This is a genomic window from Burkholderia sp. LFS061 (genome assembly GCF_047978125.1).
Taxonomy (GTDB): domain Bacteria; phylum Pseudomonadota; class Gammaproteobacteria; order Burkholderiales; family Burkholderiaceae; genus Burkholderia; species Burkholderia pyrrocinia_C.
This window is the reverse complement of record NZ_JBFPFS010000004.1, coordinates 97,218-119,545: the sequence shown is the minus strand read 5'-3', so window position 1 is coordinate 119,545 and position 22,328 is coordinate 97,218. Positions and strand designations below refer to the sequence as shown.

Genomic DNA, 22,328 nt, shown 5'->3' with positions numbered 1-22,328 from the left:
GATATCTGTCGCATGGATCCATCGCTTTCGCGGGCGACGCGCTACCGGTCAGATCTTCATCGCGCGCCGCTGGTTGCGACGATACTGGTCGAACAGCACCGCGAGCAACAGAATTCCGCCGCGTATCAGATATTGGTAAAACGTCGGCACGTTCAGCAGGCTCATCGCATCCTGCACGGAGCCCATGATCAGCACACCCACCAGCACGCCGGAAATCGTCGCGACGCCGCCCGTCAGCGACACGCCGCCGAGCACGCATGCGGAGATCACGCCGAGTTCGAGGCCGACCGACGTCTTCGGGTCGCCGAGGCTCATCCGCGACGCGAGCATCACGCCGGCAAAGCCCGTCACGAGCCCCTGCAGCACGAATACGGTGATCTTGATGCGCATCACCGGCAGCCCCGCGAGCAGCGCGGCCTCGCCGTTGCCGCCGACGGCCAGCACGTTCTTGCCGAACACCGTCTTGCGCAGCAGGAAGCCGAACACGACGAAGCCGATGATGTTGCTCCAGATCGGATACGAAATGCCGAGGAACGAGCCGGACCCGAGTTCGAAGAAGCGTTCCTCGGAGATCATCACCGCGTCGCCGTTCGACGTGATGAACGCCAGCCCGCGCACGACTTCCATCATCGCGAGCGTGACGATCAGCGAATTGATCCGGTAGCGCGCGATCAGCACGCCGTTCACGAGCCCGACCGCGCCGCCCGCGAGCACGCCGGCCACGATGCCGAACAGCACGCTGTGCGTCGCGGTGATCAGCGTCGACGCGACGACGCCCGAGAACGCGACGATCGACGCGACCGACAGGTCGACCTCGCCGAGCGCGAGCACGAACATCATCGTCACCGCGATCGAGCCGATCAGCGTGACCGACAGCAGCAGGCCCTGGATGTTGCGCGGCGTGAGGAAGTCCGGCACCGTCAGCGACAGCGTCGCGAACAGCACGAGAAACACCATCACGATGCCGGAGCGGTTGATCAGCTGCCACACGCCGCCGCGCGCCCTCGTGGGCGCGGCAGCGGCATCGGGGGACGGGGAAGTACGTTGGGGTTGCATTGCCTGACTCATATCTTTTGCATTCCGGTTGAACAGCAAGCCGCTAGCGCGGCAGCGCGAGCTTGATCAGCGCATCGGGCGTCGCCTGCGCCTTCTCCACTTCGCCCGCGATCCGTCCTTCCTTCATCACGATGATCCGGTCCGACACGCCGATCACTTCGGCCAGATCGCTCGACACGAGGATCACCGTGCGGCCCGCTTCCGCGAGTTCGTAGAACAGGTTGTAGATTTCCGCGCGCGCGCCGACGTCGATGCCGCGCGTCGGCTCGTCCATCAGGAACACGTCGATGCGCTCGGCCAGCCAGCGCGCCAGCACGACCTTCTGCTGGTTGCCGCCGGACAGCGCGCCGATCGGCGTATCGCCGTCGCGGGTCTTGATCGCGAGCCGCTCGATGTAGCGTTGCGCGAGCTCGCGCTCGCGCCGCTCGTCGAGCAGCATGCGCGCCGGGCTGAAATGCCGGCGCGCGCTGATGTTCAGGTTGTCGGCCACCGACGCGATCGCGACGATGCCTTCCTGCTTGCGGTCTTCCGGGCACAGCGCGATGCCGGCGCGCACCGCGTCGCGCGGGCTGGCAAACGCGACGCGCCGCCCGCCCAGCTCGACGTGCCCGGCGCTCGGGCGCGCCGCGCCGTACAGCAGCTTCATCAGCTCCGAACGGCCCGCGCCGACGAGCCCGAAAAAGCCGACGATCTCGCCGCGTCGCGCGGTGAACGACACGGGCTCGGACAGCCCGGGGCCCGCCAGCCCCTTTGCCTCGACCAGCACGTCGCCGGCCGCGCGCGGCCGGTAGCCGTACACGTCCTCGATCGAGCGGCCGACCATGCAGCCGATCAGCCGGTCGCGGTCGAGATCGGCGACCGAATCGAACGTGTCGATCCGGCGGCCGTCGCGAAACACGGTCACGCGGTCGCACAGTTCGTAGACTTCCTCCATCCGGTGCGTGACGTAGATGATCGCGCGGCCTTCCGCGCGCAGCGCGCGGATGATCCGGAACAGCTGCGTGGTCTCGCGAGCGGACAGCGAGCTCGTCGGTTCGTCGAACGCGATCACGCGCGCGTCGCGCATCAGTGCCTTGCCGATCTCGATCATCTGGCGCTGGCCGATCGACAGATACTTCACCGGAATGCCCGGATCGATATGCTCGCCGAGCCGCTCCAGCGCATCGAGCGCACGCGCGGCGAGCGCGCGCTCGTCGACCACGCCGAGCCGGCTCGGCAACTGCCCGAGCATCAGGTTCTCGGCGACCGTCAGCTCGGGCACCAGATGCAGCTCCTGGTAGATGATCGCGATGCCGGCTTCGAGCGCGGCGCGCGTCGACGCGAAGCGCTGCACCGTGCCGTTCAGCGTCAGCGTGCCGGCCTGCGGCTGGTTCACGCCGGACAGCACTTTCAGCAGCGTCGATTTCCCCGCGCCGTTCTCGCCCATCAGCCCGTGCACTTCGCCCGCGCGCACCGACAGCGACACGGCGTCGAGCGCACGCACGCCCGGGAACGTCACCGTGATGCCGTCGAGCGCGAGCAGCGGGCCGGCGGCCGCGCCGGCTTCAGCGTCGTCGTGGCGGGACACGGCCGTCATCGTCTGCATCGTCATTGCGTTTTCGCTCCGCGCGCTCAGATGCCGAGCTCGGCGCGCACGGCCTGCCAGTTCGCGCGCGTCATCAGCTTGCCGCTCGTCTGCGTGTCGGCCGCCGGCGTCTTGCCGTTGCGGATCCAGTCGACGAGGTTCTGCGTGCTGTCCTTGCCGTGGTTCGTCGAGCTGACCGCGATCGTCCCGTAGAAGCCGGTCGGCTCCTTCTTCTGGAACTCGGCGAACGCTTCGCCCGCGCCGTTGATGCCGACGCCGATCACGTCGGCCGCCGGGATGTGCAGCTGCTCGGTCGCGCGCACCGCGCCGAGCACGGTTTCCTCGTTCAACGCGTAGATCACCCATTTCTTCACGTTCGGATGCCGCGCGAGCACCGGCGCAGCCGCGCTGAAGCCGCCTTCGTCGTCGGTCGTCTTCTGCGGCGCGTCGAAGATGTTCTCCTTGCGGAAGCCGTTCGCGAGCAGCGCCTGCGTCGCGCCGTCGGTGCGCAGCTTCGCGGTCGGCAGCTCGTAGTTCGTGACCCGCAGCGCGCCGACTTCCTCGGGCTTCCAGCCGCGCCGCTTCATCTCGTCGGCGATCGCCTGGCCGACCTGGTTGCCGATCTTGGTCGCCGACATCCCGAGGTGCGGCACGTTCGCGAGCGGCTTGCCGCTCGAATCGACGAGCTGGTCGTCGACCGTCACGAACTTCATGTTGTAGCGCTTCGCGCGCAAGGCGATCGCCGGGCCGAGGCGCACGTCCGGTGCACAGATCACGAAGCCCTGCGCGCCCTGCGAGCCGAGGTTGTCGATCGCGGCCAGCACCTTCTCGCCGTCGGGCGTGCCGATCTTCACGACCGAGAAATTCTCCTTCTGGCCGAGCGCGGACGCCGCGTTCTGCTCGTTGATGAACCATGCCTGCTCGGGCATCTTCACCAGGAAGCCGATCTTCAGCGGCGCGTCGGCGCGCGCGGCGCCCTGCATGCCGAGCGGCGCGATGCAAAGCGCGGCCAGCAGCGCGCGCAGGGTGTGTCGGCGAATCGTGTGAGTCGTGCGGGTCATGTGGTGTCTCCTGGTATCGATTTGGGTCTTCATCATTTGTCGTGCGCGGTCGCGGCGAAGCGCGCCGGCACGTTCAGCGGCCGAACGCGTCGGTCTGGACGCGCCGGCCGAACAGAAACGCGTCGGCGACGAGCCGCAGCGGCCGCACGTCGACGTCGCTTTCGCCACGCGCGATCAGCGCGCGGAACTGCGCGTAGAGCGCAGGATACTCGCGCTCGGGGCCGATCTCGACCGGCTCGCCGTTAATCGACAATTGCGCGCCGCCGCGGCTGATCGCGAGCACGCCGTCGGCCGTATCGACCGCGATCTCCCATTGCTCGACCGGGCCGTGCCGCCAGTCGAATTCCGCGCGCACGGGCACGCCGTCGGTATCCGCGCAATCGAGTTCGGCCGCGATCGGCGTTTGCACGTCGCTCGGCACGAACAGCGTCGCCTCGCGCAGCACGAGCTCGCGCGGCAGGATCCGCGTGACGATCGACAGTGCGTTGATACCCGGATCGAACACACCGAGGCCGCCGGGCTCCCAGATCCACTGCTGCCCCGGATGCCAGCGCCGCACGTCCTCCTTCCAGCGCACCTGCACCGCGCGGATCGTGCGCGTCGCGAGCCACGCGCGTGCGGGCTCCACCGCGCTCGCGCAGCGCGAATGCCAGGTCGCGAACAGCGTGAGGCCGCGCTCGTGCGCGAGCGCCTCCAGCACGGCCACTTCGCCGAGCGTCGCGCCCGGCGGCTTCTCGAGCATCACGTGCTTACCGGCTTCGAGCGCGGCGCGCGCCTGAGCGTAGCGCACCTGCGGCGGCGCGCACAGCGACACCGCGTCGAGCTCCGGCTCGGCGGCCAGCAACGCGCGCAGGTCCTGATAGTTGCGCACGCCGGTGACTTCCGCGTGGCGGCTCGCGCACGCGGTCAGCGCGAAGCCCGGTTCGGCGGCGATCGCCGGAAGATGCTGGTCGCGCGCGATCTTGCCGATCCCGACGACGCCCAGCGAAACCTGCTTGCTCATCGTGCATTCCTCCTTCGCGAATCGGTCAGTGGGCCCAGCGCAGCACGAGCGGATCGAGCCGGCGCGCGATCGCGAGCAGTTCCGCGCGCGTGTCCGGATGCAGTTCCGGCATCGGATGCCGCGGCCGCTCGCACGCGATCACGCCGCCTTCGCGCATCAGCGCCTTCGCGGTGAGGATCCCGGACTGGCGGTTCTCGTGATTGATCAGCGGCAGCCACGCCTGGTAGCGCGCGTACGCGTCGTCGTGGCGCCCTTCGCGCCATGCTTCGAGGATCGGCCGGATGCCGTCCGGATACGCGCCGCCCGTCATCGCGCCGGTCGCGCCCGCGTGCAGATCGGCAAGCAGCGTGATCGCCTCCTCGCCGTCCCACGGCCCTTCGACCGCATCGCCGCCGAGCCGGATCAGCTCGCGCAGCTTGTTCGCCGCACCGGGCGTCTCGATCTTGAAGTACGCGACCTGCTCGATCTCCCGCGCCATCCGCGCGAGGAACGGCGCCGACAGCGCCGTGCCGCTCGCGGGCGCGTCCTGGATCATGATCGGGATCTCGATCGCGTCGGACACGCGTGCATAGAAATCGAAGATCTGCGCCTCGGGCACGCGGAACGTCGCGCCGTGATACGGCGGCATCGCCATCACCATCGCCGCGCCGAGCTGCTGCGCGCGCAGGCTGCGCGCCGCGCACACCTGCGTGCTGTAGTGCGACGTCGTGACGATCACCGGCACGCGTCCCGCCACGTGGTCGAGGATCGTGCGCGTGAGCACGTCGCGCTCGTCGTCGGTGATCGCGAACTGCTCGGAGAAGTTCGCGAGGATGCACAGCCCGTCCGAGCCCGCGTCGATCATGAAATCGACCGCGCGCTTCTGGCTCGCGAGATCGAGCTCGCCGGTGTCGGAAAACGTCGTCGGGACGACGGGGAAGATGCCGCGATAGCGCGGCGTGCTGCTCGATGTCATGTTCTGGTCCTGCGTCGGTCGAATCGGCGTTCAGCCGGAAAACAAAGCGTTCAGGATTCGCGGGCAAGCGCGCCCGCGGCCGGCTGCGGCGCGCGCAGCGTCGCGCGGACCACGAACGTGATCAGCACCGCGAACAGCAGCGTCGCCGCGAGGAAATACAGGCCGGCCGCGAGGCTGCCGGTCGCCTGCTTGATCAGGCCGATGCCGTACGGCCCGACATAGCCGCCGAGATTCGCGAGCGAATTGATCGCGGCGATGCCGACCGCCGCGCTCGTCCCGGTCAGGAATTCGCCGGGCAGCGCCCATACGACGGCCTGGATCGAGTAAAGCGAGAACGCCGTGAGGCAGATGAACAGGAACTGCAGTGCAGGCTGCCGCACCCATGCGCTCGCGGCCATCGTCAGCGCCGCGGCGGCCGACACGACGACGATGTGCCAGTAGCGTTCGCGCGTGCGATCCGAATGACGCGGCACGACCAGCAGCCCGATCACCGCGAACAGGTACGGCACGGCGGACAGCAGGCCGGTGGCCGCGTCGCCCGCGCCGAACGCGTGGATGATCGTCGGCAGCCACAGCGACAGCCCGTAGATGCACAGCGGGAACGGCAGGAACAGCGCCGCGAGCAGCAGCACGCGCCGGTCGGCCAGCGTGGCGAGCGGATTGCGGTGCGCGTCGGGGCGGTACGTGTCGCGATCGGCGGCGAGCTGGCGCGCGATCCAGCGCCGCTCGTCATCGTTCAGCCAGCGCGCGTGGTCCGGCGCTTCGGGCAGCAGCCGCAGCGTCGGCCACACGAGCAGCACGGCCGGCAGGCCGCTGACGACGAACAGCGTCTGCCAGTTCGACAGCCCGAACAGCCCGTGCGTCGACAGCAGCCAACCCGCGAGCGGCCCCGTCACGATGCCGGCGATCGGCTGCGCGAGCACGAGCAGCCCGATCACGCGCGCGCGGCCGCGCATCGGAAACCACTGCGTGAGGAAATACAGGATGCCCGGATACAGGCCGGCTTCGGCCGCGCCGAGCAGGAAGCGCAACGCATAGAAACTGGCCGGCCCCTGCACGAGCGCCATCGCCATCGTGATCACGCCCCACGTCGCGAGAATGCGCGCGAACCACACACGCGCGCCGAAGCGGCCGAGCGCGAGATTGCTCGGCACCTCGCACAGGAAATAGCCGATGAAGAACAGGCCCGCGCCGAGCCCGTACGCCGCGTCGCTCAGGCCGACGGCCGCGTTCATGTGCAGCTTCGCGAAGCCGACGACCGTGCGGTCGACATAGGCCACCACGTAGATCAATGCAAGAAACGGCACCAGCCTGCGCGTCAGCGTGCGCATCAACTGCCGTTCGTCGACGGCGGCCGACGGGCCGGATTGAGCCGCGGCCGGTGTCGCGGACGGGTGCTGCGTCGTCGTCATCGTGTCTCCATGGGTGGGCTGCGCCGGCGTCGTCGCCGGTCTGCCCTGCTTCACCTGTGCTTCGCTTATCGCTCGCCGCTCAATGCGAATGGCTCGGCACGTCCGCGCCGCGCGTGCCGACCAGGAAATCGAGGTCGCACCCCTCGTCGGCCTGCAGCACGTGATCGATGTACAGCCGCGCGTAGCCGCCCTTGCCGAGCTGGCCGGCCACGCCCGGCGCCGCGGTCGGATCGACGTCCGACAGGCGGCGCTGCAGTTCGTCATCCGTGATGTCGAGATGCAGCGTGCCGGCCTCGCAGTCGAGCTCGATCCAGTCGCCGTTGCGCACCGCCGCGAGCGGCCCGCCGGCGGCGGCCTCCGGCGCGACGTGCAGCACGACCGTGCCGTACGCGGTGCCGCTCATCCGCGCGTCGGAAATCCGCACCATGTCCTTCACGCCCTGGCGCAGCAGCTTCGGCGGCAGCCCCATGTTGCCGACCTCGGCCATGCCCGGATAACCGCGCGGCCCGCAGTTCTTCAGCACGAGCACGGAGCTCGCGTCGACGTCGAGCGCTTCGTCGTTGATCGTGGCCTTGTAGTGTTCGAGGTTCTCGAACACGACCGCGCGGCCGCGATGCTTGAGCAACTCGGGGCTCGCCGCCGACGGCTTCAGCACCGCGCCGCGCGGCGCGAGATTGCCGCGCAGGATGCGGATGCTGCCGTCCGCGATCAGCGGCCGGTCGAGCGGGCGAATCACTTCGTCGTCGTAGTTCGGCGCTTCGCGCACGTTGTCCCACAGCGATTTGCCGTTCACCGTCAACGCGTCCGGGTTCGGCAGCAGCCCGCCTTCGCCGAGCCGGCGCAGCACGGCCGGCAGCCCGCCCGCGTAATAGAACTCCTCCATCAGGAAGCGGCCCGACGGCATCAGGTCGACGATCGTCGGCGTGTCGCGGCCGATGCGCATCCAGTCCTCGAGTTCGAGCGGCACGCCGATGCGGCCCGCGATCGCCTTCAGGTGAATCACCGCATTGGTCGAGCCGCCGATCGCCGCGTTCGCGCGGATCGCGTTCTCGAACGCGGCGCGCGTCAGCACCTTCGACAGCACGAGCCCTTCGAGCGCCATCTCGACGATGCGGATGCCCGACATGTGCGCAAGCACGTAGCGGCGCGAATCGACGGCCGGAATCGCCGCGTTGTGCGGCAGCGTGACGCCGAGCGCCTCGGCCATGCACGCCATCGTCGACGCGGTGCCCATCGTGTTGCAGGTGCCGGCCGAGCGCGACATGCCGGCTTCGGCCGACAGGAAGTGATGCAGGTCGATCTCGCCGGCCTTCAGCGCCTCGTGCAACTGCCACACGGCCGTGCCCGAACCGATGTTCTTGCCTTCCAGCTTGCCGTTCAGCATCGGCCCGCCCGACACGACGATCGCCGGCACGTCGCAGCTCGCCGCGCCCATCAGCAGCGCGGGCGTCGTCTTGTCGCAGCCGGCGAGCAGCACGACCGCGTCGATCGGGTTGCCGCGAATCGCCTCCTCGACGTCCATCGACGCGAGGTTGCGGGTGAGCATCGCCGACGGCCGCAGGTTCGATTCGCCGTTCGAGAACACCGGGAACTCGACCGGGAAGCCGCCCGCCTCGGAAATCCCGCGCTTCACGTGCTCGGCGAGCTTGCGGAAGTGCGCGTTGCACGGCGTCAGTTCGGACCACGTGTTGCAGATGCCGATGACCGGCCGGCCGTCGAACTCGTGATCGGGGATGCCCTGGTTCTTCATCCAGCTCCGGTACATGAAGCCGTTCTTGTCATTCGTGCCGAACCATTGGGTGGAGCGCAGCCTGGGTTTTGTTGCCGACATCGTCAGTCCTGTGGTGACGGGATACCGGCGCAGTCTAGGCAGAATTTTGATAACTCGCTAATGACGTTTTAGGCGATTACGATATCGATTCCGATATCGATATAAACCCGTACGATGACTGACGCCAGCCCGTGGGGAAACCGCAGCCGCCTGAAAACCCGCCAGCTCCTGCTGGTCGTCGCGCTCGCCGACGAAGGCAGCATTCATCGCGCGGCGGCCGCGCTGAACATGACGCAGCCGGCCGCGTCGAAGCTGCTGCGCGAACTCGAGGAATCGATCGGCGCGGTGCTGTTCGAGCGCCTGCCGCGCGGGATGCGGCCGACGCTGTACGGCGACGCGCTGATCCGCCACGCGCGCGCGGCGCTCGGCAGCCTCGACCAGGCGCGCGAGGAACTGGCCGCGCTGAAGGCCGGCCATCTCGGGCATGTGGCGGTGGGCGCGATCACGTCGCCGGGCCTGCGGCTCGTGCCGCCGGCCGTCGCCGCCGTGAAGGGCACGCATGCGGGCCTGCACGTGTCGGTCGAGATCGACACCAGCAACGTGCTGCTCGAACATCTCGCGCAGGACAAGATCGACATCGTGCTCGGCCGGCTCTCCGCCGAACACGACAAGCTGCGGCTGCGCTACGAGCCGCTGATCGGCGAAACGGTGGCGGCGGTCGTGCGGCCCGGCCATCCGCTGCTCGCGCAGGCGCCGCTGTCGCTCGCGGACGTGCAGCGCGCCGCGTGGGTCGTGCCGCCGGCCGGCAGCGTGCTGCGCCATCGCTTCGAACTCGTGTTCCAGCGCGCGAGCCTCGCGCCGCCGGCGAACCTGGTCGAGACGTCTGCGCTGCTGTTCATCACGCAGCTGCTCGAACAGAGCGACATGATCGCGGTGCTGGCCGAAGACGTCGCGCGCTACTACGCGCGACACGGGATCGTCACGGTGCTGCCGCTGGAGATGGATTGCCGGATGGACGATTTCGGGATCATCACGCGCACCGACCGGCTGCATTCGCCAGCCGCCACGGTGATGGCCGACGCGATCCGGGCGGCTGCGCGCGAGGTTTACGGCGTCGCGCTGTGACGCGGCAGCGGGGTGTGTGGCACGCCCACGTTGATTTCTTCGAGCACGAAGCGGGGCGCCATGCCTGCATTGCTTGGGTAGTAGAAAAGCTTCATCGTGCTTTCCATCGCCGACGCGTCACGCGGCTGCAAACTCGATCACCGGTTCGCAGCGGATCGGGAAGTTGACCGAATTCGCGATATAGCACTTCGCATGCGCATCGTGATGCAGGCGTTCCGCCCGCTCGCGATCGTCACCGGCCTGGATGGTCACGCGCGGGCGCAGCACGATTTCGGTGAAGCGCCCGTGCTCGGGGCTGTCGAGCATCGTCCCTTCCGCGTTGTCGACATACGCGAGCACGCGGATACCGGCCTCGGCGCACAGATGCAGGTACCAGAGCTTGTGGCACGCCGATGCCGACGCCAGCAGCAGGTCTTCGGGATTCCAGCGCGACGCGTCGCCGCGGAAGGCCGCATCCGACGAACCGGGAATGTCAGGCTTCGAACCGGCACGGATCACATGATCGCGGCCGTACTCGCGATACCCCGACGTGCCGGTGCCGCGGTTGCCCGTCCACTGCACTGCAACGCGATACTTGTGTTCGCCGGATGCCATCTCGCTCTCCATTGATGTCGGTTGCTTCCACCGGGCTCGATTTCATTTCATGAAGCCCGCCAATGGCCGCCATTTTGGCACCGGAATTCCGTTTGGTATACCATTATTCCAAAATGAAGTGAGGAACACGCAGGCATGGAAGCCAAACTCGACTCCACGGCGGACGCGGTGGCCGCATCGCTGCGGGACATGATCGTCAACGGCGAGCTGGAAGCCGGCGAGCGGCTCGTCGAGCGCGATCTGGCCGACCGGTTCGGCATCAGCCGGATTCCGATGCGCGAGGCCATCCAGCGTCTGGAACGCGAAGGATTGCTGGACATCTTCAGGAATCGCGGCGCCGTCGTGCGCATGCTGAGCGCGTCGGACGTGCAGGAAATCTACGATCTGCGCGCGCTGCTCGAAGGCGATGCGATCTACCGAAGCGTGAAGCGGCTCGACGACGAAACGCTGGCGCGCGCCGAACTCGTTCATCGCCTGCTCGGCGACGCGACCGTACCGCGCCGGCAGGGAGAACTGAACCGCGAATTCCACGCGCTGCTGTATTCGTGCTGCGGCAACGCGCGGCAGTTGAAGACGATCGGCGAACTGCGCAGCCAGGTCGAACGCTACGAGCGCCTGCAGGCCACGCTGCTCGCGGATACGCCCTCGTTCCAGGTCGAGCACGACGACATCCTGACGGCGTGCCGCGAGCGCAATGCGCGCGCCGCCCGTTCGATGACGGTCGCGCATCTCGAATCGGCCAGAAGCATCGTGATGCGGCTCGTCGAAGGCGGTTGAGGCCGGCGCCGCGTTTGCCGTTTTCCACACCGCACGCGGCTGCGCGCCGGGCCGCGCCGATTGCGGCGGCAAACTCGAAGCACTCGGCGCAGCCACGCGCGATATTTACCGCGTCGCACTCTTACTCGGCACGCGGCCAGTCGTACCGCGCACCACCAGCCGCGGCAGCGACGCAGTCCGCACGCGCGAAGCATCGTCGCTGCGGCCGCCCGCCTCGCGCAGCGCGTTGAGCAATTCGACCGCGAGGCCGGCAGCCTCGGCGGTCGGGATCGCGACGGTCGTCAGTGTGGGGCGTGTGTCGCTGGCCAGATGGATGTCGGTAATGCCAACGATCGACAGGTCGTCGGGTACGCGCCTGCCGCGATCGGCCGCCGCATGCATTGCGCCGATCGCCGGCAGGTCGTTGGTGGCGACCAGCGCGGTCAGCCGTGGATGCGCGTCGAGCAGCCGGCCCGCCGCGCGCACGCCGCCTTCGATCGAATCGTGCTCGGCCGCGACGATCGACGCGTCGAGCCCCGCTTCGCGCATCACGTCGACGAAACCATCGTAACGCGCCGCCTGCACGCCGCTCGCCGCCCCGCCGACGATCACGCCGATGCGCTCGTGCCCGAGTTCGAGCAGATGCCGCGTCGCGATCCGCCCCGCCTCGCGGAAATCGACGGCCACGCACGGCAATCCGTCGGGCGGCGCGTCGGGCCGCTCCCACAGGCACAGCACGACCGGCACGCCGCGCCGCGCCACGTCGAGCAGATCCGGCAGATGCAGGTTCGCGTTGGTCACGAGAATGCCTTCGGAAATCGTGCCGGCGATCTGGTCGAGGTACGCGCGCCCCTGCAACGGATCTTCGTTCGTATTGCAGACGATCAGGAACTGCCCGTTGCGGCGCACCGCGCGCTCGACCGCCAGCGCGAACTCCGGATAAAACGGGTTCGCGATGCTCGATACCATCAGCGCGACCGTCGGCGCGCGCCCTTCCGCCAGCGCCCGCGCGGCAAGATGCGGCCGATACCCGAGCGCCTGCACGGCTTCCAGCACCCGCGCACGCGTGGCCTCGCCCACCCGGCCGCGGTCGCGCAGCACGTTCGATACCGTCGCGGCCGTCACGCCGGCGCGGCGCGCAACTTCATCCAGTGTCGCCATCGTTTGCTCACTATATGAGACGTCGATCCAGTATTTGCTTCGATCACCGAAGCGGCGCACTATCGCCGCACACCTTGCCGCCCGACCATCGGGCGCGACTTGGCCGCGATCGGATCGCCTCTTTTTTTGATCGCGATGATTAAGCGCTTAAGCAATCATGACGGCGCATTAGAACATGGAGCGGAGACAATGGCGAGCATCTCGATGCGACGCGTGCAGAAAGCCTATGGCGATCACGCGCCGGTCATTCGCGACGTCGATCTGGAGATCGGCGCGCACGAGTTCTGCGTGTTCCTCGGGCCGTCCGGATGCGGCAAGTCGACGCTGCTGCGCATGATTGCCGGGCTCGAGGACCTGAGCGCGGGCGAGCTGTCGATCGACGGCCGCCGCGTCGACGACGTGCCGGCCGCCGAGCGCGGCGTCGCGATGGTGTTCCAGAGCTACGCGCTGTTTCCGCACATGACGGTCTATGAAAACATGGCGTTCGGGCTGAAGCTCGCGCGCGTGCCGAAAGCCGAGATCGATCGGAAGGTGCGCGATGCCGCACGCATCCTGCAGCTCGACACGCTGCTCGAGCGCAAGCCGAAGGCGCTGTCGGGCGGCCAGCGGCAGCGCGTCGCGATCGGCCGCGCGATCGTGCGCGAGCCGGGCGTATTCCTGTTCGACGAACCGCTGTCGAATCTCGACGCGGCGCTGCGCGGCCAGACCCGCATCGAGATCGCGCGGCTGCACCGGCAGTTCGAACGCGCGAGCGTCGTCTACGTGACGCACGACCAGACCGAAGCGATGACGCTCGCCGACAGGATCGTGCTGCTGCACGCCGGCGCGGATACCGCGCAGCACGGCAGCATCGCGCAGGTCGGCGCGCCGCTCGACCTCTATCACCATCCGGCCAGCCGCTTCGTCGCCGGCTTCATCGGCTCGCCGCGCATGAACTTCCTGCCGGCCGTCGTCACCGCCTCCGATGCCCGCCGCACGACGGTTACCGTCGCGCCTTCCGGCGAAACCTTCACGCTGCCGCGCGACGGCTCCGCGCTCGATGCCGGCGCAGCCGTGACGCTCGGCATTCGCCCCGAGCACCTGACGCTCGGCGCCGCGCGCGACGCGACGACGCTCGTGCGCGACGTCGCGCTCGTCGAACGCCTTGGCGAACAGACCTACGTGCACCTCGACCAGCCCGGCGGCGCGCCGCTGATCGCGAAGGTGCCCGGCGACGCACAGGTGCACAGCGGCGAGCGCGTGCCCGTGCATGCGCCGGCCGCGGCCTGCCATCTCTTCACCGAAGACGGCCGCGCGGTGCCCGCGTGCGCCGACGTCCACGTCCATCACTACGCTTAAGGATCGCGTATGCGCCTCGGAGTCTGCTACTACCCGGAACACTGGCCGGAATCGATGTGGGCGAACGACGCCCGCCGGATGAAAGCGCTCGGCATCGAGCAGGTGCGGATCGCCGAATTCGCATGGAGCCGCATCGAGCCGTCGCCGGGCGAATACGACTGGGGCTGGCTCGACCGCGCGGTCGACGTGCTCGGCGCGGCCGGCCTCGAGATCGTGATGTGCACGCCGACCGCGACGCCGCCGAAATGGCTGGTCGACCGTCATCCCGACATCCTCGCGATCGGCGCGGACGGCCGGCCGCGCGCGTTCGGTTCGCGCCGCCACTACGACTTCTCGTCGCCGACCTATCTCGAAGCGTCGCGCCGGATCTGCACCGCGGTCGCCGAACGCTACGGCCGCCATCCGGCCGTGCGCTACTGGCAGACCGACAACGAGCTGGGTTGCCACCAGACCGTCGTCAGCTACTCGCCGGCCGCGCTCGTGCGCTTTCGCGAATGGCTGAAGGCGCGCTACGGCACGATCGGCGCGCTGAACCGCGCGTGGGGCACCGTGTTCTGGAGCATGGAGTATCGCAACTTCGACGAAGTCGACGCGCCCGTCGGCACCGTAACCGAGGCCCATCCGTCGCATCGCCTCGACTACCGGCGCTTCGCGTCCGACGAGGTCGCACGCTATCACCGGATGCAGGTCGACGTGATCCGCGCGCACTCGCCGGGCCGGCCCGTCGCGCACAACTTCATGCAGTTGTTCACCGAGTTCGATCACTACGAAGTGGCACGCGACCTCGACATCGCGACGTGGGACAGCTATCCGCTCGGCGCGCTCGAGGAGCAATGGTTCGCGCCCGACGTGAAGGCGCGCTGGCTGCGCACCGGCCATCCCGATTTCGCGTCGTTCAATCACGACGTGTATCGCGGCATGTCGAAGCTGCCGTTCTGGGTGATGGAGCAGCAGCCGGGGCCTGTGAACTGGGCGCATTGGAACCCCGCGCCGCTGCCGGGCATGGTGCGCCTGTGGAGCTGGGAGGCGTTCGCGCATGGCGCCGGCTGCGTGTCGTACTTCCGCTGGCGGCAGGCGCCGTTCGCGCAGGAGCAGATGCATGCGGGCCTGCACACGCCGGACGACCGGCTCGACGAGGGCGGCCGCGAAGCGCAACGCGTCGCGCGCGAGATCGCGGCGGTGCACGACGCCGGCGCGGATGCGGACGCTCCGGTGCGCGCGCCCGTCGCGCTGATCTACGACTACGAAGCGAAGTGGCTGTTCGAGGTGCAGCCGCAGGGCGCCGATTTCCACTACCCGCGTTTCGCATTCGAGTACTACTCGGCGCTGCGCTCGCTCGGCCTCGACGTCGACGTGATCTCCGCGCATGCGCCGCTCGACGGCTACCGGCTCGTGGTCGTGCCGCCGCTGCCGATCGTGCCGGACGACTTCGCGGCGCGGCTCGCCGCCTCGGGTGCGCAGGTCGTGTTCGGGCCGCGCACCGGCTCGAAGACCGTCGACCTGCAGATTCCGCCGGCGCTGCCGCCCGGCCCGCTCGCGTCGATCCTGCCGATCCGCGTGTGGCGCGTCGAATCGCTGCGGCCGAACCTGACCGAACGGATCGACGGCACGCTGCGCGACGGCTCGCCGCTCGCGGGCGATGCGCGCCACTGGCGCGACTTCGTCGAGCTGCGCGACGCTACGCGCAGCGTCGTGCGTGCGCGCTTCGCCGACGGTCATCCGGCCTGCGTGTCGCATGGCGCGCTGCACTACTGGGCCGCGCTGTTCGACGACGCGACCACCGCGCGGCTGTTCGCCGATGTCGCGGCCGAAGCAGGCCTCGCGCCCGCGCCGCTCGGCGACGGCGTGCGCGTAAGCCGGCGCGGCGGCCTGACCTACGTATTCAACTATGGAAGCACGCCGCACACGATCGACGCGGTGCCACCGTCCGCGTTCGTGCTCGGCGCCCCGCAAGTCGAGCCGCAAGGCGTCGCCGTGTATCGAAGCCGTTCGTAGCACCCGCACCCGCCACCGGCGCCGCGACGCGCCGGTCACGCACAACGACACACAGGAATGGAGACAACCATGACACATCGCCCCCTTCGCGCCGCCGCCCGGCTCGCCGCGGCCGCCGCCATCGCGTTCGCTTCGTTCGGTGTCGCCGCGCCGGCGAACGCCGGCACGCTGACCATCAACATCGCGTTCAAGGGCGCCAGCCAGCGCGCGGTCTGGCAGGCGACGCTCGACGCGTTCCACAAGGCGCATCCCGACATCGACGTGAAGGCGACCTTCGTCGACGAGGAAGCGTACAAGGTGCAGCTCCCCGCGTGGCTCACGACCGTCGCGCCGGACGTCGTGAACTGGCACGCTGGCGAGCGGATGGCGTACTACGCGAAGCGCGGGCTGTTCGAGGACCTGAGCGGCGACTGGACGAAGAACGGCTGGGGTGCGATGTACGCGTCGACGCGCGACGCGTCGTCGTATAACGGCAAGCAGTACGCGGCGCCGACCGTCTATTACTCGTGGGGGCTGTTCTACCGCAAGGACCTGTTCCGCAAGGTCGGCATCGCCGACGAGCCGAAGACCTGGGACCAGTTTCTCGATGCGTGCAAGAAGCTGAAGGCGGCCGGCATCACGCCGGTCGCGATCGGCGGCCGCGACGCGTGGACACTCGCCGGCTGGTTCGACTATCTCGACCTGCGCGTGAACGGCAACGCATTCCACCAGCAGCTGATGGCCGGCGACGTGCCGTACACCGACCCGCGCGTGAAGAAGGTCTACACGACGTGGAAATCGCTGATCGATGCCGGCTACTTCATCGACAACGCGCTGTCCTACGATCTCGACGGCGCTCAGCCGTTCCTGTTCCAGGGCAAGGCCGCGATGATGCTGATGGGCACCTTCATCGCCGCCGGCTTCCCGCCGAACGTGAAGCCTGAAATGGGCTACTACCGCTTCCCGATCATCGACCCGAAGGTGCCGACCGCCGAGGACGGTCCGGTCGAATCGCTGCACATCCCGACGAAGGCGAAGAACAAGGCCGATGCACACACGTTCCTCACTTTCGTGGAAACCCCCGAGATGGGCGCGAAGCTCGCGGAGGGCCTCGGCTCGCTATCGGCCAACAGCAAGTCGCCCGAGCCGGCCGATCCGATCTCGCGCATCGGCTTCCGGATTCTCGCCGACACGAAGGGCGGCGTCGCGCAGTTCTACGACCGCGACATGACGAAGGAAATGGCCGACGAGGGGATGAAGGGCATGCAGCAGTTCCTGGCCAATCCCGCGCAGCTCGATACGGTGCTCGCACAGCTCGAACAGACCCGCAAGCGGATCTACAAGAAGTGACCGCGTGACCCAGCCGGCGGCCCCGTGCCGCCGCGTCAGTACAGGAGGCTTGCCGTGTCCAGTCCGATCACGTCCACCCCGCCCGCCGGCGCCGCGCCGCCGCCGCGCGGAGCACCCGCCGCCGCGTTGCCCGCGCGCCGCCCGTCGCCTGCCGTGCGGCGGCAACGGCGCGCCGCGTGGCTCTTTCTCGCACCGGCCTGCGCAATGGTTGCCGTCTATGTGATCTGGCCGATCCTGTCGACGCTGTGGCTGAGCCTGTACAACTGGGACGGGATGACCGAGCGCAGCTTCGTCGGGCTCGCGAACTACGCCGAACTGCTGCACGCGCCGACGTTCTACACCGCGCTGCGCAACAACGTGATCTGGCTCGCGCTGTTCATGCTCGCGCCGCCGCTCGGCCTCGCGCTCGCGCTGTACCTGAACCAGGCGGTCGGCGGCATCCGGCTCGTGAAGTCGCTGTTCTTCGCGCCGTTCGTGCTGTCCGGCGTGGTCGTCGGCCTGATCTTCTCGTGGTTCTACGATCCGACCTTCGGGCTGCTCGCGCTGCTCGCCGGGCACGGCATCCCGGTGCTCGGCGACGCGCGCTACGCGACGCTCGGCATCGCATTCGCCGCGCTGTGGCCGCAAACGGCGTACTGCATGATCCTGTACCTGACCGGCCTCACGTCGGTCAACCCGGAACAGATCGAAGCGGCGCGGATGGAAGGCGCGCGCGGCTTCGCGCTGCTGTGGCACGTCGTGCTGCCGCAGCTGCGGCCGACCACCTTCATGGCGATCGTCGTCACGGTGATCGGCGCGCTGCGCAGCTTCGACCTGATCTCGGTGATGACGAGCGGCGGCCCGTTCGAGAGTTCGACCGTGCTCGCGTATTACATGTACGACCAGGCGATCAAGTACTACCGGCTCGGTTATTCCGCGTCGATCGCGGTCGTGCTGTTCGCGATCATGCTCGTCTACATCGTGTTCCAGTTGCGCCGCATGCTGCGCAACGAGCAATAACCCGACCGGTGGCCATCATGTTTCCGACTCCCGTTGCCCAATGGAAACCCGTCTCGCGCCGGCTGTACAAGCTGTCGCTGCCCGTCGCGCTGCTGATCTGGCTGCTGCCGATGATCGCGGTGTTCGTCACGTCGGTGCGCTCGACCGAGGAACTGGTCGAAGGGCACTACTGGGGCTGGCCGCGGCACTTCGCGATGGTCGAGAACTATCGCGACGCGCTGACGACGTCGCCGATGCTGCATTACTTCTGGAACAGCGTGCAGATCACGGTGCCGTCCGTGCTCGGCTCGATCGCGCTCGCGGCGATGGCCGGCTTCGCGCTCGCGACCTACCGGTTTCGCGGCAATACCGCGCTGTTCGGCACGTTCGTCGCCGGCAACTTCGTGCCGGTGCAGGTGCTGATGATCCCGGTGCGCGACCTGTCGCTCCGGCTCGGCGTGTTCAATACCGTCGAAGCGCTGATCCTGTTCCACGTCGCGTTCCAGACCGGCTTCTGCACGCTGTTCCTGCGCAACTTCATCAAGCAGCTGCCGTTCGAGCTGATCGAGGCCGCGCGCATCGAGGGCGCGGGCGAATGGACGGTGTTCTGGCGGATCGTGCTGCCGCTGATCCGGCCCGCGCTCGCGGCGCTCGCGATCCTCGTGTTCACGTTCGTGTGGAACGACTACTTCTGGGCGCTGTGTCTCACGCAAGGCGACGAAGCCGCGCCGATCACCGCGGGCGTCGCGGCGCTGAAGGGGCAATGGACGACGTCGTGGAACCTCGTGTCGGCCGGCTCGATTCTTGCCGCGCTCCCTTCCGTCGCGATGTTCTTCGCGATGCAGAAGCATTTTGTCGCAGGGCTCACGTTCGGCGCGACGAAAGGCTGAACGCGCGCCGCCCGCGCTCACGCATCTCCTCCTCCGCATCGTGAGGTTGCCCGCTTCGGCGGGCTTTTTTCATGCGGCGCGGATTTCGATGGGTGACGCTGAACGACCCCTTTCTGCTATTCGGGACTTGAGAAATGAACTCAAGAAAATCCGGAGAGCTTCCCGGGATCGGAAGCACAAATTGCCAGTATTGCCTCGACCACGATCGGTTTGTTGCGCTACGAATGACCATCCAACGTCGCGTTCGCGGATCGTGTTATCACCATCGAGCCGGCCATGCGCCAGAACTCGCCGCTGGTCAACGTCACGAACGAGAGGAACACACCGCGATCGTAGTCCTGGACGTTTATCACCGTGGCACCGTTCGACTCTTTCCAGCTCACTGCGAAAAGGGCTTTGCCAAGCGGCACGACCTCGATTGCGACGGCTTCGGTTCTGGCGAACTCGCCTTCCTTTATTGAAAAGCTCAGCTCGGTCTCCGACTTGATCGTCAGGTACACCTTGAACGGTGGGTAGGTCACTTCCATTTCCTGCCCAACGGGAAAGCCTTCCATTGTCATGTTCATCTGTTCCTTCCGGGAGATACAGTCGGGCTCGCCGAAAGCGGGTGCAGCTCTCATGTGGCCGCCCGACTGTGAGCGTAATGAGAAGGGAATGTCGTGCCACGGCCGACCTACTTCACGAGTGGTCGAGCGCGTACTGTTTCATTTCCCAAGGAGGCCGGACTCAGGCGGAAACAGGCGTGTTGAGAAGCTGCTGCTCCCAAAAATAGGCGATGCCACTGCCGGCAGCGTGCTGGCTCAATACCTCTGTAAGCGCTGCTGCGGTGTCGGTTCGACCCCAATCGCGTTGCCATTCGGCTGCCAGCGCGAGCCAGGTCATCATGTTCGCGCCCGCTGCGATCATGCGTTGGATCGCGACCTGGTGCGCCTCGACGGAAACCCCGCCAGACGCGTCTGTGATGACCGTCGTGTCCCAGCCTTCGCCGAGTGCCTGGATCACGGGCATCGCCACGCAAACTTCGGTCCACAGACCCGCTATGATCAATTGTTTACGGCCTGTCGCTTTGACAGCGTCCACGACTTTTTTGTCTTCCCACGTGTTGATGAAGGTGCGGTCGATTACGTCCTGGCCGGGAAACACATCCGTGATCTGCGGGAAAAGAAGCCCTCCGCGCGCAGCGATCACGCTTGTGAGGATGGTTGGAACGCCGAAAACTTTGGCCGACTTTGCCAAAGCAGTCGAGGCGTTGACTACAGCCTGAGGGTCGTGGCTGTTCAGATTGGCGAGCTGATACGGCTGATGGTCGATCAGGACGAGGACCGAGTCTTCCGGGCGGAGGAGTGAATTGAGGCCATTTCGAAATGTCATAAAAAACCCTCTGCGTTATTGGAAGCGATGGATGCTTCCTGTTGACGATGCACCGACAAGCGGCCGGCAAGAGGATGTTGGCATTCCCTGAATTGCGACGGTAGACTAGATTTTTGCGATGCTGTGTCGCTTAAAGAGGAACGCCGAAGTGGATATCGAGGAGCTTCAGACGTTTGTCGAGGTCGCCGACTCTGGCGGCGTTTCGCCCGCTGCTCGCCGTTTGGGGGTCTCGAAGTCCATCGTCAGCCGAAGACTTCTGCGGCTTGAATCGGACCTTGGCGTCCAATTGCTCGCCAGGACAACCCGCGGTTCCGCTCTTACCGAGGCGGGCAGCGCCTTTCGGGACTACGCCGCCCGTGTTGTCGCCGAGATCGATGCGGCCAGGGAGACAATCTCACCCTCCGGAGAACTGCGCGGCCGCTTGCGAATCGCAGCGCCGCTCACGTTCGGTCCGACTCATCTCGCACCTGTCCTGGCAGACATGGCGCGGCGACACCCGCTGCTGCATATCCATACGTGTTACAGCGACCGCATGGTCGACCTGGTTGGCGAGGGATACGACTGCGCGATTCGAATTGGCTACCTTCCGGATTCGAATCTCATCGCAAAGTGCGTGGGTCCTATCGATGGAAAACTCGTCGCGAGTCCTGCCTATATCGAGGCGAACGGTGCACCTGAGACACCTGACGAACTACTCGGGCACCAAGCCCTAATGCAAGGGACGGAAAGCTGGCGATTCAAGAATGGCGACAAGACGATTACCGTTCGTCCGCAGGGGCGTTTCAAGGCTGATAACGCGATCGCCATCGTCGCGGCAGCCGTAGCAGGTCTTGGTCTCGCGTGGCTCCCCGACGGTGTGACCGACCCATACGTGGCGTCCGGAGAACTCGTGCCGGTCATGCCTCGTTTTCCACCACCGACGGCCGGTATATACGTTGTGCGCCCGCAAGGGCAAAACCCCTCGGCAAAAATCCAGTTGCTAACGGACTTGCTGATTGAGTGCTTCGACCGACATTCGTAGTGAATCGGCGCCTTTACGACGTCAGATACACAGACGAATTTTGACGGCGTAAAGCCGCTTTTACATTGAAACATCCGCCTCGACAGTGCGACAACAGAGAGGACGGAAGTCTCTAAGCGCCTTCACACTGCTCGATATTCAACCCTCTGAACGTCCGTTACCTAGATTTAAACGACCGCTCGAGTAGCCGCTCGCGATCTGGTGCGATTGGCTGAAACTGGCGGCGCACCCTGACGCTGGCGCATGTAACGGCCGCGAACGCCCGTTGTCCATACGCAGTCTCCCAATCATGAAGCATGGCCACACCGGGGAGCCTCTTTCCGTTCGGCCAGGAGGGTTCAGAAAGTCACCGGATAAGCTATCTGAAAACTCGAGCCCATACCGCCCGAAGGCGTCGCGCACGGTCTTCGAAAAGATATGAGGCGGCCAGTGTCAAGAGACCTGAAATTGCACCCGTCGCGATGTGCTCGACGTAGGGGATACGGTAGTGACTCGTGTGCGAGTAGGCGTCGCCTAGCGTTGTCAGGAACCCAACGACCAGCGCATTGCCGTATCGATGCGCGTAGAGTTTCGCCGCGGGCGTGAAAGTCAAAAGTACAGCCAGGAGTCCGGTAAGCAGACCGGTATGAAATGCAATCGTCCAATGGGCGAGGCTCATGATATTGCCCCAGCTCCCCGGCATGCAGGTCATGCACGCACTGGTCGGCTGCCAGAAACGCTGGATAAACAGTCTGACGCGGTGCTTCCACTCGGTTGACATGATGTATTCCCATCAATGCCGTCGCCACGGCCGACGCCACCACACGTCTCGTTGAAGCAGTTTCCAAACCCTTTAACGATCTTGCCGCCCTCGCCACGGATGGGTTGACTGTTCGCCGCAGAGGCCGAGCAATAACTTGGACATGGGGCAATACTACTCCACGATTAGACGGCCGCTGTTTTGACTGG

The 22,328-nt window shown here is 66.8% G+C and carries 20 protein-coding genes; 8 read left to right on the top strand and 12 right to left on the bottom strand.

The window, feature by feature from the left end; all coding sequences use genetic code 11:
- Window positions 1-48: 48 nt before the first annotated feature.
- From araH to ACNQQL_RS04995, 7 genes are all read right to left on the bottom strand, one after another.
- On the bottom strand, window positions 49-1,068 hold the full coding sequence (araH, locus tag ACNQQL_RS05025; RefSeq protein ID WP_175959910.1) for an L-arabinose ABC transporter permease AraH: 1,020 nt from the start codon (window positions 1,066-1,068) through the stop codon (window positions 49-51).
- Window positions 1,069-1,099: 31 nt separating this feature from the next.
- On the bottom strand, window positions 1,100-2,647 hold the full coding sequence (araG, locus tag ACNQQL_RS05020; RefSeq protein ID WP_347063411.1) for an L-arabinose ABC transporter ATP-binding protein AraG: 1,548 nt from the start codon (window positions 2,645-2,647) through the stop codon (window positions 1,100-1,102).
- A gap of 20 nt (window positions 2,648-2,667) precedes the next feature.
- Entirely contained in the window at window positions 2,668-3,681 is a 1,014-nt protein-coding gene (locus ACNQQL_RS05015) for an arabinose ABC transporter substrate-binding protein (protein WP_072439941.1), read from the bottom strand.
- Window positions 3,682-3,754: 73 nt separating this feature from the next.
- On the bottom strand, window positions 3,755-4,684 hold the full coding sequence (locus ACNQQL_RS05010) for a Gfo/Idh/MocA family oxidoreductase (protein WP_347063410.1): 930 nt from the start codon (window positions 4,682-4,684) through the stop codon (window positions 3,755-3,757).
- Window positions 4,685-4,709: 25 nt separating this feature from the next.
- Window positions 4,710-5,639 carry a dihydrodipicolinate synthase family protein gene (locus ACNQQL_RS05005; RefSeq protein ID WP_347063409.1) on the bottom strand — a complete coding sequence of 310 codons (930 nt, stop codon included), beginning with the start codon at window positions 5,637-5,639 and terminating at the stop codon, window positions 4,710-4,712.
- 50 nt (window positions 5,640-5,689) lie between these two features.
- Window positions 5,690-7,051: an MFS transporter gene (locus ACNQQL_RS05000; RefSeq protein WP_347063408.1), complete on the bottom strand. Its 1,362-nt coding sequence runs from the start codon at window positions 7,049-7,051 to the stop codon at window positions 5,690-5,692.
- A 79-nt stretch (window positions 7,052-7,130) separates the two neighbouring features.
- Window positions 7,131-8,882 (bottom strand): IlvD/Edd family dehydratase, encoded by a 1,752-nt coding sequence (locus tag ACNQQL_RS04995; protein ID WP_034181546.1) that lies wholly within the window; start codon window positions 8,880-8,882, stop codon window positions 7,131-7,133.
- A 114-nt stretch (window positions 8,883-8,996) separates the two neighbouring features.
- On the opposite strand from ACNQQL_RS04995, the gene ACNQQL_RS04990 reads away from it, so the two are divergent.
- Entirely contained in the window at window positions 8,997-9,947 is a 951-nt protein-coding gene (locus ACNQQL_RS04990) for a LysR substrate-binding domain-containing protein (RefSeq protein WP_204422130.1), read from the top strand.
- Between the two features lie 117 nt (window positions 9,948-10,064).
- Here the strand turns inward: ACNQQL_RS04990 and ACNQQL_RS04985 are convergent, their stop codons facing one another.
- Window positions 10,065-10,541, bottom strand: coding sequence for an OsmC family protein (locus ACNQQL_RS04985; RefSeq protein ID WP_204422131.1), 477 nt, complete (start codon window positions 10,539-10,541; stop codon window positions 10,065-10,067).
- Between the two features lie 135 nt (window positions 10,542-10,676).
- On the opposite strand from ACNQQL_RS04985, the gene ACNQQL_RS04980 reads away from it, so the two are divergent.
- Window positions 10,677-11,318 carry a GntR family transcriptional regulator gene (locus ACNQQL_RS04980; protein ID WP_072439924.1) on the top strand — a complete coding sequence of 214 codons (642 nt, stop codon included), beginning with the start codon at window positions 10,677-10,679 and terminating at the stop codon, window positions 11,316-11,318.
- Window positions 11,319-11,423: 105 nt separating this feature from the next.
- On the opposite strand, the gene ACNQQL_RS04975 is transcribed toward ACNQQL_RS04980, so the two are convergent.
- The gene (locus ACNQQL_RS04975; protein WP_347063524.1) at window positions 11,424-12,458 is read right to left on the bottom strand and encodes a LacI family DNA-binding transcriptional regulator; all 1,035 of its coding nucleotides are present in this window, start codon (window positions 12,456-12,458) and stop codon (window positions 11,424-11,426) included.
- Between the two features lie 189 nt (window positions 12,459-12,647).
- Here ACNQQL_RS04975 and ACNQQL_RS04970 point away from each other — a divergent pair, with 189 nt between their 5' ends.
- The 5 genes from ACNQQL_RS04970 (at window position 12,648) to ACNQQL_RS04950 (ending at window position 18,988) form a co-directional block, all read left to right on the top strand.
- Window positions 12,648-13,796 (top strand): sn-glycerol-3-phosphate ABC transporter ATP-binding protein UgpC, encoded by a 1,149-nt coding sequence (locus ACNQQL_RS04970; RefSeq protein WP_347063407.1) that lies wholly within the window; start codon window positions 12,648-12,650, stop codon window positions 13,794-13,796.
- Window positions 13,797-13,805: 9 nt separating this feature from the next.
- On the top strand, window positions 13,806-15,791 hold the full coding sequence (locus ACNQQL_RS04965; RefSeq protein WP_347063406.1) for a beta-galactosidase: 1,986 nt from the start codon (window positions 13,806-13,808) through the stop codon (window positions 15,789-15,791).
- 69 nt (window positions 15,792-15,860) lie between these two features.
- Window positions 15,861-17,120: an ABC transporter substrate-binding protein gene (locus ACNQQL_RS04960; RefSeq protein WP_347063405.1), complete on the top strand. Its 1,260-nt coding sequence runs from the start codon at window positions 15,861-15,863 to the stop codon at window positions 17,118-17,120.
- Window positions 17,121-17,174: 54 nt separating this feature from the next.
- A complete protein-coding gene (locus tag ACNQQL_RS04955) occupies window positions 17,175-18,119 on the top strand; it encodes a sugar ABC transporter permease (RefSeq protein WP_347063404.1) in 945 nt (314 codons plus the stop codon).
- A gap of 17 nt (window positions 18,120-18,136) precedes the next feature.
- The gene (locus ACNQQL_RS04950; protein WP_072439912.1) at window positions 18,137-18,988 is read left to right on the top strand and encodes a carbohydrate ABC transporter permease; all 852 of its coding nucleotides are present in this window, start codon (window positions 18,137-18,139) and stop codon (window positions 18,986-18,988) included.
- Window positions 18,989-19,206: 218 nt separating this feature from the next.
- Here the strand turns inward: ACNQQL_RS04950 and ACNQQL_RS04945 are convergent, their stop codons facing one another.
- On the bottom strand, window positions 19,207-19,554 hold the full coding sequence (locus ACNQQL_RS04945) for a MoaF-related domain-containing protein (RefSeq protein ID WP_347063403.1): 348 nt from the start codon (window positions 19,552-19,554) through the stop codon (window positions 19,207-19,209).
- A gap of 160 nt (window positions 19,555-19,714) precedes the next feature.
- Window positions 19,715-20,359, bottom strand: coding sequence for a hydrolase (locus ACNQQL_RS04940; RefSeq protein ID WP_347063402.1), 645 nt, complete (start codon window positions 20,357-20,359; stop codon window positions 19,715-19,717).
- Between the two features lie 148 nt (window positions 20,360-20,507).
- Here ACNQQL_RS04940 and ACNQQL_RS04935 point away from each other — a divergent pair, with 148 nt between their 5' ends.
- A complete protein-coding gene (locus ACNQQL_RS04935) occupies window positions 20,508-21,380 on the top strand; it encodes a LysR family transcriptional regulator (RefSeq protein ID WP_347063401.1) in 873 nt (290 codons plus the stop codon).
- Between the two features lie 358 nt (window positions 21,381-21,738).
- Here ACNQQL_RS04935 and ACNQQL_RS04930 read toward each other — a convergent pair whose 3' ends face one another.
- Complete coding sequence (locus tag ACNQQL_RS04930; protein WP_347063400.1) at window positions 21,739-22,140, bottom strand: hypothetical protein; 402 nt, start codon at window positions 22,138-22,140, stop codon at window positions 21,739-21,741.
- Window positions 22,141-22,328 lie beyond the last annotated feature (188 nt).

Coding starts and splice junctions, on each gene's coding strand:
- ACNQQL_RS04985 (WP_204422131.1), bottom strand. CDS start 10,541: ATGGCATCCGGCGAACACAAGTATCGCGTTGCAGTGCAGTGGACGGGC.
- ACNQQL_RS05005 (WP_347063409.1), bottom strand. CDS start 5,639: ATGACATCGAGCAGCACGCCGCGCTATCGCGGCATCTTCCCCGTCGTC.
- ACNQQL_RS05015 (WP_072439941.1), bottom strand. CDS start 3,681: ATGACCCGCACGACTCACACGATTCGCCGACACACCCTGCGCGCGCTG.
- ACNQQL_RS04980 (WP_072439924.1), top strand. CDS start 10,677: ATGGAAGCCAAACTCGACTCCACGGCGGACGCGGTGGCCGCATCGCTG.
- ACNQQL_RS04975 (WP_347063524.1), bottom strand. CDS start 12,458: ATGGCGACACTGGATGAAGTTGCGCGCCGCGCCGGCGTGACGGCCGCG.
- ACNQQL_RS04930 (WP_347063400.1), bottom strand. CDS start 22,140: ATGTCAACCGAGTGGAAGCACCGCGTCAGACTGTTTATCCAGCGTTTC.
- ACNQQL_RS04965 (WP_347063406.1), top strand. CDS start 13,806: ATGCGCCTCGGAGTCTGCTACTACCCGGAACACTGGCCGGAATCGATG.
- ACNQQL_RS04945 (WP_347063403.1), bottom strand. CDS start 19,554: ATGAACATGACAATGGAAGGCTTTCCCGTTGGGCAGGAAATGGAAGTG.
- ACNQQL_RS05010 (WP_347063410.1), bottom strand. CDS start 4,684: ATGAGCAAGCAGGTTTCGCTGGGCGTCGTCGGGATCGGCAAGATCGCG.
- ACNQQL_RS04960 (WP_347063405.1), top strand. CDS start 15,861: ATGACACATCGCCCCCTTCGCGCCGCCGCCCGGCTCGCCGCGGCCGCC.
- ACNQQL_RS04990 (WP_204422130.1), top strand. CDS start 8,997: ATGACTGACGCCAGCCCGTGGGGAAACCGCAGCCGCCTGAAAACCCGC.
- ACNQQL_RS04995 (WP_034181546.1), bottom strand. CDS start 8,882: ATGTCGGCAACAAAACCCAGGCTGCGCTCCACCCAATGGTTCGGCACG.
- ACNQQL_RS04970 (WP_347063407.1), top strand. CDS start 12,648: ATGGCGAGCATCTCGATGCGACGCGTGCAGAAAGCCTATGGCGATCAC.
- araG (WP_347063411.1), bottom strand. CDS start 2,647: ATGACGATGCAGACGATGACGGCCGTGTCCCGCCACGACGACGCTGAA.
- ACNQQL_RS04940 (WP_347063402.1), bottom strand. CDS start 20,359: ATGACATTTCGAAATGGCCTCAATTCACTCCTCCGCCCGGAAGACTCG.
- ACNQQL_RS04950 (WP_072439912.1), top strand. CDS start 18,137: ATGTTTCCGACTCCCGTTGCCCAATGGAAACCCGTCTCGCGCCGGCTG.
- araH (WP_175959910.1), bottom strand. CDS start 1,068: ATGAGTCAGGCAATGCAACCCCAACGTACTTCCCCGTCCCCCGATGCC.
- ACNQQL_RS05000 (WP_347063408.1), bottom strand. CDS start 7,051: ATGACGACGACGCAGCACCCGTCCGCGACACCGGCCGCGGCTCAATCC.